We start from the raw sequence: 10,759 nt of genomic DNA, 5'->3' as shown, positions 1-10,759 counted from the left end.
GCAAGGCAACCGAACGCTCAATCTCTTTAGCTAAAAACTCAACCGCTAATTCAAATGTTTCAGGCTTTACAGTGTTCGCTAAGTTAATAATATAAGGCGCATGAACCACAATATCAGAAATCCCATGTTCATTCATATAGTTCCATCCCGCATCGATATTTAACTCTTCAATTGCTTTACGACGTGTATTTTGAGGAGCACCCGTATAAATCATAAACGTATTCGCTCCATATGAATGAGCTTCCTTAGCAGCTCCAAGTAACATCTCTTTTCCAGCCATCCCAACATGAGATCCGATTTTTAACATCTAGCTCACCTTACTTTCTTTTACGACGCTCTTGACGTTTTACTTTATCCATTTCAAACTTCATTTTCTTTTTATAACCTGGTGTTACTTTTTTCGGTTTACGAACTTTTGCCTTTGCAATTTTATCAATTTCATTTTCTTTCTTTTCACGCTTTTGGCGACTATTACGAGCATTAACCGTTACCAATTCACCGTTTTTTAATTCTTTATAGTTGAATTTAATTCCACGTTCTTCTAACTCTTGTAATAATTCTTCTTCGGCTGAATCATATAATGTAATAGCTACTCCATCATAATTTCCACGCGCTGTACGACCAACACGATGGATATAAAACTCTAAATCCTGAGGAAGTTCATAGTTAATAACATGGCTAACTCCTTCAATATCGATTCCACGTGCTGCAATATCCGTTGCCACGATGTATTGGAAATCTAAATTACGAATACGTTGCATCATTTGACGGCGTTGACGTGGTGTTAAATCCCCATGGATCTGCCCAACTTGTAGCCCTTGTGATGTTAAAGCATTCGAAACTTCTGTGGCATGTTGTTTGGTATTAACGAAGATAATCGCTAAGTATGGATTAATGGTTTTAAGTAAATTTGCCACAATATTAACACGGCTGCGGTGTTTCGTTGGATATAAAATATGATTGATTTTAACCGCTGTTTGTTGACGTGGTTGAATGTGAATATGAGTTGGAACTGTCATATATTTCTTTAAGAACGGCTTTAATGCTTGAGGAATTGTTGCTGAGAAGACCATCATTTGTAAGTCTTTTCCCATTGTACCTGCAATTTGATCGATATCTGTTAAGAATCCTGTTTCAAGTGTCATATCTGCTTCATCAACGACAAACATTTTAGCTGTATGAACTAATAACGCACGTTCATTGATGGCTAAGTCTTTAATACGTCCTGGTGTTCCGATCACGATTTGAGGTTGTACCCCTAATCTTTCAATCGTTTGCTTTTTATCCGTTCCCCCCACATAACGTCCAATTTTAATTGGTGTTTCGCTAAATGACGCTAAATGACTTGCTACAATATAAATTTGTTCAGCAAGTTCGCGTGTTGGGGTTGTAATCACCGCTTGCACTTGTTGCACGTCTTCTTTTAGTGACTCAAAGATTGGAATTAAAAACGCATGTGTTTTTCCACTCCCTGTTTGAGACTGACCAATAATATCTTTACCTTCTAATGCTAATGGGATAACTTGTTCTTGAATTTGAGTTAACTCCTCAAAGTGTAAATCTTCAATCGCTGCCTTTAAGTATGGCTTTATATTTAAATCTTGAAAACGTTCAGACATTAATACCACTCCTTCAATTGTTAGTATGACTAACTTTAATCATTCATAAACCATGATTTCTATCTAAGTTGTAATTCCTTTTTACGCACAAATTCTATCTTACCAAAGTTTGACCACCAAATTCAACCTATATTCTTTATTATTAGGAGATAAACACTAAAATATGATATAATAAGACAAATTATAAAAAGAGGTGACTATCCATGAACGTCATTAAAATTGCTCCACGTGGTTATTGCCAAGGTGTGATCAGTGCTTTAAATATAGTTCAAAGCGCGGCACATGATGAGACACTTCCACGCCCAATCTATGTTTTAGGAATGATTGTTCATAATGAACATATAACAGATGCTATCAATCAACTCGGGGTGATTACCATTGATGATAAGAAAAAAACACGTGCTGAGCTTCTTGATCAAATTGAATCAGGAACCGTTATTTTCACAGCACATGGTATCTCTCCCATCGTTAAACAAAAAGCAATTGACAAAGGACTTTATGTCATTGACGCTAGCTGTAAAGATGTGATTAAAACACATATGTTAATGAAAGAACACATTGACTTAGGGTATGATGTCATTTATATTGGAAAAAATGGTCATCCAGAAACAGAGGGCGCACTTGGTGTTGATGAACATCACATTCATTTAATTTCAAATGCCAACGAACTTGAAAACTTACAAATCTCCAATGATAAAATCATCATTACCAATCAAACGACGATGAGTTTATGGGATGTTTTTTCTCTTTCTGAAAAAATCAAAGAAAAATTCCCAAAAGCGATCTTCATTAAAGAAATTTGTAACGCAACTCAGGTTCGTCAAGAAGCGGTAGCAAATCAAGCAGGTGCAGCCGATTTAACAATTGTCGTAGGGGATCCACACAGTAATAATACGGCCCGTTTATCACAAATTTCAGTTGAACGTGCTAACACACCATCCTATCGAATCGCAGATTTAAGTGATTTAAATTTAGCGTGGTTAAAGGGCGTTGAAACAGTTGCGATTACGGCAGGAGCTTCAACTCCAACTCCAATCACCAAAGAAGTCATTGATTTCTTAGAAGTTTATGATGAATTAGATGCCTCAACGTGGGATACAACCTCACATATTACAAGTGATAAAGTGTTATTTAAACGCAAATAAAGCCAGGATTGTCCTGGCTTTATTTATTTTTCAAAATGTTGATAATCTTTAAGCGATGTCCAATCTCCCCCCCATGTCCAACCATATCGCTTAAAAATCTGATACACACAATCTCCCTGTTTAATCATTCCCTGAATGCATTGATTTCGGTCTACAAAGCTAACCCCATTGCTTGGCAATACAGTGCCTGATTTAATATACGGATTAATCCGTGGGTTTAAATCAATTGCAAGTCCAAGCGCATGCTTTGATAACTTCCCACCATCTGTTATTTCTCTAAAATTAAATCCACTGCTGTTGTTATCCATCATTGATAACTCATCTGAACCACCATAACAGCTTATCACTTTCATTTTTTCAATCGGATATCTCATCCCGTATAACTCTTTAAAAATAGATAGCACCTCATCCGCTACTTTTTGATTAACAATGATTTCACCTTCATAAATATATCCATCAAAACCAAAATGCAATACCGATAAATAACGTAAATCATCATAACCCAAAACACTTTCATCTAAATAAACCCATTGTTTTACTTCATCACCATATCGTTCTTGTAGTGTCATGATTTTAAATCCTTGCATCTCAATCTCCTCCACTATCTCTTGACCCATAGACGTCGACCAATTAACAACACTAAATAACATTTGATAAATCGCTATGAGCCACATGTTTAACCCCTTCTTTCCATCTTTATCATTTTAATCCGTTCAGCTAATAGATATGAATAGTTTTGACCAATCCCTCTTATTTGAAACAAAAAAGCTGAGAATTTCTTCTCAGCCTTTGACTATGCTTCAAATTGTTTAACTTCTGTTAGGAACTGTTCAGCTTTCATTGAATACATGCTTGCAATCGTCTTGAAATTTAAATGAAGGTCCTCACTTAATCCAATTAAGTCTTTATATAACGCAACATTATGCCATTGTAAGCATTGGAAAGCACGCCATAAATAAAGACGCTTTAACTCCTCGACTTTTGGCTCACGGCCTAAATAAATCGGCAAAAAGGCTAATGCTAACTCGAAATCCTTGTTTCCAACACAAGCCACATCATACATCGGATCATTATTTCCTGCAAACTCCCAATCTAATAAATACGTGTGATCTGCTTCAACCACCATGTTTGAAATTTGGCTATCATTGTGACAAATCACTAATGGAAATTGATCTAAGAAGGAACGATATCCTAAAAATTCTTCTTTTAATTCAAAATATTTCTCAGTATGATACTCACCCTTATCACTTACCAACTTTTCATAAGCATCTAATCGGTCATAAGGGCGATAATCATTCACCGCTTTTAATCCTGAATCATGAAGTTTATGCAAAACAACTGCCACTTCATCTAAGTAAGGTTGTGCATCTTCTGCTTCACTCAATGGAGTTCCCTCCACAAACTTAGCAATTTTATATCCTTTTTCAACATCGACATAAATCGTCTCATTATTGATTCCTAATGCATCAATAATCGCGATATTTTCTTTTTCTTCTTGGCGGTCAACAAACACTTCTGCATTTTTTCCAGGAATTCTAAACGTATATTTAGCTCCTTCTACTTCAACCACATAAGTGAAGTTTGACATCCCCCCCATTAAACGATGATCAATGATAACATTTGATTCATCTACTCCTAAAGCTTTTGCCGTTACAGATTTGATAATTGATTCCATAAGTGTCACTCCTTCTATCTAAAAAACACAATGTTTAATGATGATCGCGAGAAAACTCATACACTCTCGTAAATGGTTATGTCTTTTTCGTCCTAATTGTAACACAATTATAGATAAATTAGAGCTTTTTTATACGTACAATTTTAAACATGTAAACATTATCATATATCGTATCGATACAATTTAAACTCAAAATTTAGTTAATTAATAGCTAATAATCAAAATCAAATTGATCATCAAACACTTATAACCTCCCTTTTACTGATTAAAAGTTAAGGTGTCTCGCCGATCCCTTCTGGGACTACCTTAAACACCCTATTAATGATTGACCTATTGATCCTGATTCCCCGGAACATTCTCTATTCGAACATTAATCCCATTATTTTACCAAAATAAAAAAATTCTATTAAATAATTTATGCTTATCTAATAGAAAATTCTGTAGTTCCTCTTTTTTAATCCTCAACTCCACGCCACATAAAAAGAGGCAACCATTGGTCGCTCCTTTAAAATTAGACTATTTCTTATCAGATACGTTCAGCTCTCGGCTCACCTACTGATGAAGGATCACTCCACCATACCTGAAGTATCGTTATACTAAAGCGGTAATTTCAGTCACTTAATATCGACTTCTTCTTCTAATATGGTCTTTGCTCACACCTCGACTATCAACTATGAAATCGCCTCGCTTCACTCGGCATATAGTTGCACTAAAGTGGTAAGTTAAGTCACTTAACACCACAAGGAAAAGCCCCATCATTTGAGGTACCCTCTTCGAGGGATGGTCCCCCCCCTAAAATTTTCGAAGCACATAAAAAGAAGCAACCTTTCGATTGCTTCTTTAATCTAGATTATTTCTTATCGTATGGTCTTTGCTCTCGCCTCGACTACCATTTAAGGATAACTCCGCCGAGCACGGAGTATAGTTGCACTAAAGCGGTGAGTTAAGTCACTTAACACCATAAGGAAAAGCCCCATCATTTGAGGATACCCTCTTCGAGGGATGGGGCCCCCACAAACAAAAACCAGAGCATTTCTGCTCTGGCTCCAAACCTTTATTAATGGGCCCATTAACAAAGTATTATTCTTCAGTTTTTACTACTTCGCGTCCTTTGTAAGTTCCGCAAGTTCCACATACACGGTGAGATAATTTCATTTCTCCACATTGTGGGCAAGCTACCATACCTGGTACTTCTAATTTGAAGTGAGTACGACGTTTACGTTTTGCAGTTTTAGATGTTCTTCTTTGTGGTACAGCCATTTTGACACCTCCTAATTATCTTGAGTATCATTTAGCAATTTTGATAAAACTGCTAATCGAGGATCTATTTTTTGAACAGGTTCTGATTCGTGCAAATCTTCTTCTGATTCGAATTCGATCCCTTGTTTTTTCATTTCTTCGTAAGCACCTTCTTTTACGACACGTAAAGGTTTCTCTAACATGATATTTTGTAAGATAACCGGTGCTAATTCGACAGTTGTTCCAGTTACTAGGATTTCATCGTCACCTTCTTCATATAGAGCACTATCTAAAACGAAGATCTCAACTGTATCAACGCTAAATGGATATTCTACATCTTCAAGTGTTAATGCACACGGTAATGTCATGCTTCCTTCAATATGAAGGTTGAACACTACTTTTTTACCTTGTAATTGTCCAGTTCCTGTGACTTTAACTTTCGATAGTTTACGAATTTCATCATGATGCTTCACAACATCTGAAAAATCAACTAATTCGTCAATTTCAAAGATTTGTGAACCTTGTTTTATAAGCTGAGCGATAGCCCATTTCATTACAATCACCTCTAATTGCAACAGACTACATTATACATACTTTTTTCTTCATTGTCAACAACTCAAATCAAAAAAAGATGTCGTAGTCTTACTAATCTTAATTTTTTATGTCTAAGCCGACACTTAACCTGAATATAACCATCCATCATATTAATCTCAATGCATCTTTGATATAATAATGAATAGGAAGGTGATACCATGAAGGCCACTGGCTTAATTGTTGAATATAATCCGTTTCATAATGGACATCTGTATCATTTAAAACAGAGTTTAAAACAATCTCAAGGAGATGTATTAATTGTCGTAATGAGCGGGCATTTTACTCAACGTGGCGAACCAGCCGTCATTAACAAATGGGAACGTACAAAAATGGCTTTAGCAAATGGAGCTGATTTAGTGATCGAGCTTCCATATGTCTTTAGTTGCCAGCACGCAGACCTATTTGCTAAAGGGGCTGTTTCTATTTTAACACAAATACATGCGAATGACTTAATTTTTGGTAGCGAAAGCGGAAAAATTGACGATTTAAAAAGATTGGAGTCTATTTCTAAAAGTGAAAACTTTCAAAAAGAGCTTCAAAACTTCATTAAACTTGGGGACAGTGTCCCACTCGCTCATCAAAAAGCGTTAACCTCTTTAAACTTAGATACGACACTCGGAACACTGCCTAATAATACCCTTGGGGTTTACTATATTCGTGCCGTTAACGATTTAAAGAGTAATCTATCCGTCAAAACCATCAAGCGTCTTCATAGTGATTACCATGATGTGTTACCTACTCATCATGAACTCTCGAGTGCTACCTCAATTCGTCATTTAAGAGAAACAGGGCAACCTTATGAAAACTATGTTCCCAAAATAGTGCATCAACTTTTAGAACAAAATTATGAACTAACCAAGACCTATCACACGTGGGAATCTTATTTTCCATTCCTAAAACAGAAAATTTTAACCCTAACGCCTAGGTCTTTAAAAATGATTCATGACGTTGAAGAAGGAATTGAGCATCGTCTATACGCTGCCATGATGGATAGTACAGATTTTGAAGACTTTATGAAAAAAGTTAAAACAAAACGCTATACTAGAACAAGACTTCAACGAATTTGTGCTAACATTTTGACGCATACCACAAAAGAATTGGTACAGGAATTAGACAAAGGAGCGCCTTATATTCGAATTTTAGGCGCTTCATCTAAAGGAAGACAGTATTTAAAACTTCATAAGAAACAAATTAACGTGCCCATTTATAGCAAATTTGATTCAAAGGGACATCCGTTCTTACTTCACGAGCAGGCGGTAACAGCTGCTTATAGTTGTATTTTACCCGAACCTCACTGTACAACTCTCATTCAAGCGGAATTTAAGAATTTCCCGATTTTTTTAAAGAGTTAATCATTAACTTATTTTAGGATTTTGGTGTATAATGAGCACAGAACATTAACAAAGGAGACATCGGTCATGAGTTTAAAAGATCAAATTAAACAAGCATTAGAACAACTAGTTGATCCTAGTACAAATAAATCTCTTGGCGAAACACAAAGTATTCGTCATTTAGCAGTCAACGAAGAGGATTCAATCGTCACATTAATTGTGGCTATCGATACATTAGGCGGATCAGAAGAAAAAACACTAAGCCGTCAAATTGCAAAATTAGTTAAAATTGATTATAAATTCAAATGAATCAAGTTACAATTTGAGCAACTTCCAAAATCAGAGGAAGAAACACCATTAAATGAAAAGAAAACACAGTACATCGCCATTACATCAGGTAAAGGTGGCGTAGGAAAATCAACGGTTACGGCGAACTTAGCTGTTGCTCTCTCTCGTTTGGGTAAAAAAGTTGGAATTATCGATGCTGACATCTACGGTCCTAGTATTCCTCATATTTTTGAAATGGAGAAAACAGGATTTGAAGTGGATGCCAAAAATCGTATCTACCCACCAAAAGCTCAAAACATTCCACTCATCTCAACAGAGTTCTTCTTAGAAAATGATGAACCTTTAATGTGGCGTGGTCCAATGCTTAATCGTATGTTAAATCATTTCTTTAATGATGTCGTATGGGATAAAGATCTTGACTTTATGTTAATCGATTTACCTCCAGGAACAGGAGACGTCGCAATTGATATTCAAAAATTAATCCCAGAAGCTCACGTAATTGTAGTTTCAACTCCTCACCCAACGGCTTCTCATATCGCTGTTAAATCTGGTTATATGGCGAAATCATTGAAACATAACATCTTAGGGGTTGTTGAAAACATGTCATACTATCCAAATCCAGTTAGCAACACGTTTGATGCCATCTTCGGTTCTGGTGGTGGAGAAAAAGTGGCCACAAAATTAGGGGTTGAATTATTAGCACAACTACCAATTGGTCAACCACAAAACGGACAATCTCAATCTATTTTTGGAATGGATGAAGAAATCGGTCTAGCTTACTTAGGGCTTGCTAATAAAGTAATTAAATCTTTTAAATAATTTCAAAAGAGGGATGATGGTACATCATCCCTCTTTTTTCATCAATTTTATCCATGTTCATAGCAAATTTATCTATACCATAATTCGATAAAGCGCTTTAAAATTAAAACTATCTTGAATATCCAAGGAGAACGCTATGAATTATTATAAAAATGCCTTACAAGTACTTGAAATGAAAATTAATTCCCCAAAACCAATTTCTCATGTTGGGTTAACCCTTCGAGAATCTCGAATCAGGCAACATCAAACGCTCGAATTTGTTTCAGATAAAATTTGTACTCCTGCAACCTTATCCAAAATTGAGTTAGGAATGATTCACCCTTCTCCTAAAATCCTTCAAAATTTACTCAAGCGCCTAACTCTGGATTCAATCCCTGACATAAAAAAAAGTCCCCATCATGACTGGTTGAGTTCATTTCGATTAGTCCTTGATCAAGGTAACCTCCATTATTTAGAATCTATCTATCAAATATCGTCCGAACCGTACCCTTATCAGACGGTATTAAAACAATTCGTGATTAATCTGACTTTATCTCATTTGAATCAGATTCATCTGACCTACGAATACTTATTAAATTTTCAACCTTATATGTCCCTCGAAGAATGTCTCCTCTTCTATCACTTTGTTGGAGTCTACCATTTAAAACTTAAAAACCCAATATTAACCATTAAATATTATCGATTAGCCTTTAAACTTAGTCAGCACTTAAAACTTGAAAATTCACTTCTCTCTTTACACTTAGCCCAATATTATTTCAATTTCAATCATTCCATTCAAGCTATTCATCATCTAAACGATGCTCTCCAAGGCTTTTCAAGTCGATATTTAATGAAATATACCCTTGAATGCGAGTTGCTCTTATGCGAGGATTACATCAAAAATCACGTCTATACGAAGGTTCCTCCCCTCATGTTTAAGCTTTATCATCAACTAAAACTTGATGATCCTTTCCATTACCTTAATCGATTACTAAATTTGATGGGCGACTATTATTTCAAGATAAAAGAATACAATCAAGCCGAAAGATATTATAAAAAAGCGCTATTTTCAGAATCAACTGCACCCTCCTCATTAATGAAATTACTCCATTTATACTATCAGTCAGCTCAATCAACAAAGCAAGTATCTCTGATACAAAAAGTTAAACTAAATAAAGATTTACCTCAAGAAATCATTTATTTGATTAAATACTATGAATTCTTAACTCATGATCCTTATGGTGACTTATTTCGAATTTTTCTACTTAAAGAGGCAATCCCTGTCGCCATCCAATCAGCAGATTTCCATCAATATGAACGTTATGCCACTGCTTTGATTAATCTCTACTTAGAAAAAGGAAAATATAAGATGGCCTTTCAAACACAAGACAAATTATCCAAATACCATGAGTCACTTCTCCTATCCTAATTTTTAATTTTATCTCTCGTGCCAATTACGACAAAAATTACTTTTTCATCATTATATAATTTAACTACATTAATCCCCACCATATAAAACAGTACTATCTTGATGTTTTTCAAATCGGTCTCAATGATTAGATTCCTTTAGTACTAAGATATTCTATCATCGAGGATTTTCCCCATTAGAAGGAAAAAACTAAAGACCTTGTGGCTACTTAACCTAGGCACTCATCTAATAAAATGTGGAATCAAATCGTGTGGGGAGCTTCTTGCCCTCAAAGAGGTATCCTCTACTGGTAGGGAATTCAAAAGTTTTTCAATCATAAAAAATACATCTGGATTCATCTTGAGATAGGAGTGTTTGATACGATGAAAGAGTTATTCATACAATACTGTTATTCACAAGAACAATGGGGATTATTCGATCCTGACGTTGATGACTTTATCTTTTATGCTAATTCAATTACAGGCGTTACCACGTATGCCTATGAACTAGCTCCATTAATTAAACCATGTCAAATAAAATTTATCCCACAGTATCTACTCACTAGTTTCACTATTTTTGCAACTTATTAGAACCAAAATAAAAAGGTAGCTTTCGCTACCTTTTTATTTTGGTTCTATAATATTTGGTGTTGCTAACTAAGC

At 35.4% G+C, this 10,759-nt stretch carries 12 protein-coding genes; 6 read left to right on the top strand and 6 right to left on the bottom strand.

What is annotated here, in order from left to right; all coding sequences use genetic code 11:
- Both QWC74_RS08840 and QWC74_RS08835 read right to left on the bottom strand, forming a co-directional pair.
- Positions 1-307 (bottom strand): TIM barrel protein (locus tag QWC74_RS08840; RefSeq protein WP_353888914.1); only part of this gene is annotated, 307 nt, incomplete at its 3' end.
- A gap of 10 nt (positions 308-317) precedes the next feature.
- Positions 318-1,619 carry a DEAD/DEAH box helicase gene (locus tag QWC74_RS08835; protein WP_006783620.1) on the bottom strand — a complete coding sequence of 434 codons (1,302 nt, stop codon included), beginning with the start codon at positions 1,617-1,619 and terminating at the stop codon, positions 318-320.
- Positions 1,620-1,822: 203 nt separating this feature from the next.
- On the opposite strand from QWC74_RS08835, the gene QWC74_RS08830 reads away from it, so the two are divergent.
- Positions 1,823-2,764: a 4-hydroxy-3-methylbut-2-enyl diphosphate reductase gene (locus tag QWC74_RS08830; protein WP_006783621.1), complete on the top strand. Its 942-nt coding sequence runs from the start codon at positions 1,823-1,825 to the stop codon at positions 2,762-2,764.
- A 23-nt stretch (positions 2,765-2,787) separates the two neighbouring features.
- On the opposite strand, the gene QWC74_RS08825 is transcribed toward QWC74_RS08830, so the two are convergent.
- The 4 genes from QWC74_RS08825 to QWC74_RS08810 form a co-directional block, all read right to left on the bottom strand.
- Positions 2,788-3,438 carry a M15 family metallopeptidase gene (locus QWC74_RS08825; RefSeq protein WP_006783622.1) on the bottom strand — a complete coding sequence of 217 codons (651 nt, stop codon included), beginning with the start codon at positions 3,436-3,438 and terminating at the stop codon, positions 2,788-2,790.
- A 119-nt stretch (positions 3,439-3,557) separates the two neighbouring features.
- A complete protein-coding gene (locus tag QWC74_RS08820) occupies positions 3,558-4,439 on the bottom strand; it encodes a choline/ethanolamine kinase family protein (protein ID WP_006783623.1) in 882 nt (293 codons plus the stop codon).
- 1,080 nt (positions 4,440-5,519) lie between these two features.
- Entirely contained in the window at positions 5,520-5,699 is a 180-nt protein-coding gene (gene rpmF / locus QWC74_RS08815; RefSeq protein ID WP_006783624.1) for a 50S ribosomal protein L32, read from the bottom strand.
- Positions 5,700-5,710: 11 nt separating this feature from the next.
- The gene (locus tag QWC74_RS08810) at positions 5,711-6,232 is read right to left on the bottom strand and encodes a DUF177 domain-containing protein (protein WP_006783625.1); all 522 of its coding nucleotides are present in this window, start codon (positions 6,230-6,232) and stop codon (positions 5,711-5,713) included.
- Positions 6,233-6,430: 198 nt separating this feature from the next.
- On the opposite strand from QWC74_RS08810, the gene QWC74_RS08805 reads away from it, so the two are divergent.
- The 5 genes from QWC74_RS08805 (at position 6,431) to QWC74_RS08785 (ending at position 10,687) form a co-directional block, all read left to right on the top strand.
- Positions 6,431-7,624, top strand: a complete 1,194-nt coding sequence (locus tag QWC74_RS08805) for a nucleotidyltransferase (protein WP_006783626.1) — start codon at positions 6,431-6,433, stop codon at positions 7,622-7,624.
- Between the two features lie 66 nt (positions 7,625-7,690).
- Positions 7,691-7,912 (top strand): iron-sulfur cluster assembly protein, encoded by a 222-nt coding sequence (locus tag QWC74_RS08800; RefSeq protein ID WP_288993981.1) that lies wholly within the window; start codon positions 7,691-7,693, stop codon positions 7,910-7,912.
- A complete protein-coding gene (locus tag QWC74_RS08795; RefSeq protein ID WP_353888915.1) occupies positions 7,913-8,710 on the top strand; it encodes an Mrp/NBP35 family ATP-binding protein in 798 nt (265 codons plus the stop codon). It abuts the gene before it with no gap.
- A 136-nt stretch (positions 8,711-8,846) separates the two neighbouring features.
- The gene (locus QWC74_RS08790) at positions 8,847-10,118 is read left to right on the top strand and encodes a helix-turn-helix domain-containing protein (RefSeq protein ID WP_006783628.1); all 1,272 of its coding nucleotides are present in this window, start codon (positions 8,847-8,849) and stop codon (positions 10,116-10,118) included.
- Positions 10,119-10,480: 362 nt separating this feature from the next.
- Complete coding sequence (locus tag QWC74_RS08785) at positions 10,481-10,687, top strand: hypothetical protein (RefSeq protein WP_006783629.1); 207 nt, start codon at positions 10,481-10,483, stop codon at positions 10,685-10,687.
- Positions 10,688-10,759: the final 72 nt, after the last annotated feature.

Source organism: uncultured Turicibacter sp., assembly GCF_938044715.1.
GTDB lineage: Bacteria > Bacillota_I > Bacilli_A > MOL361 > Turicibacteraceae > Turicibacter > Turicibacter sanguinis.
This window is presented reverse-complemented; position numbering and strand designations above follow the sequence as displayed.

Bases quoted from the DNA above. Each gene is read 5' to 3' on its own strand.
- QWC74_RS08785 (WP_006783629.1), top strand. From the start codon at position 10,481: ATGAAAGAGTTATTCATACAATACTGTTATTCACAAGAACAATGGGGA.
- QWC74_RS08835 (WP_006783620.1), bottom strand. From the start codon at position 1,619: ATGTCTGAACGTTTTCAAGATTTAAATATAAAGCCATACTTAAAGGCA.
- QWC74_RS08805 (WP_006783626.1), top strand. From the start codon at position 6,431: ATGAAGGCCACTGGCTTAATTGTTGAATATAATCCGTTTCATAATGGA.
- QWC74_RS08810 (WP_006783625.1), bottom strand. From the start codon at position 6,232: ATGAAATGGGCTATCGCTCAGCTTATAAAACAAGGTTCACAAATCTTT.
- QWC74_RS08830 (WP_006783621.1), top strand. From the start codon at position 1,823: ATGAACGTCATTAAAATTGCTCCACGTGGTTATTGCCAAGGTGTGATC.
- QWC74_RS08790 (WP_006783628.1), top strand. From the start codon at position 8,847: ATGAATTATTATAAAAATGCCTTACAAGTACTTGAAATGAAAATTAAT.
- QWC74_RS08820 (WP_006783623.1), bottom strand. From the start codon at position 4,439: ATGGAATCAATTATCAAATCTGTAACGGCAAAAGCTTTAGGAGTAGAT.
- QWC74_RS08825 (WP_006783622.1), bottom strand. From the start codon at position 3,438: ATGTGGCTCATAGCGATTTATCAAATGTTATTTAGTGTTGTTAATTGG.
- QWC74_RS08800 (WP_288993981.1), top strand. From the start codon at position 7,691: ATGAGTTTAAAAGATCAAATTAAACAAGCATTAGAACAACTAGTTGAT.
- rpmF (WP_006783624.1), bottom strand. From the start codon at position 5,699: ATGGCTGTACCACAAAGAAGAACATCTAAAACTGCAAAACGTAAACGT.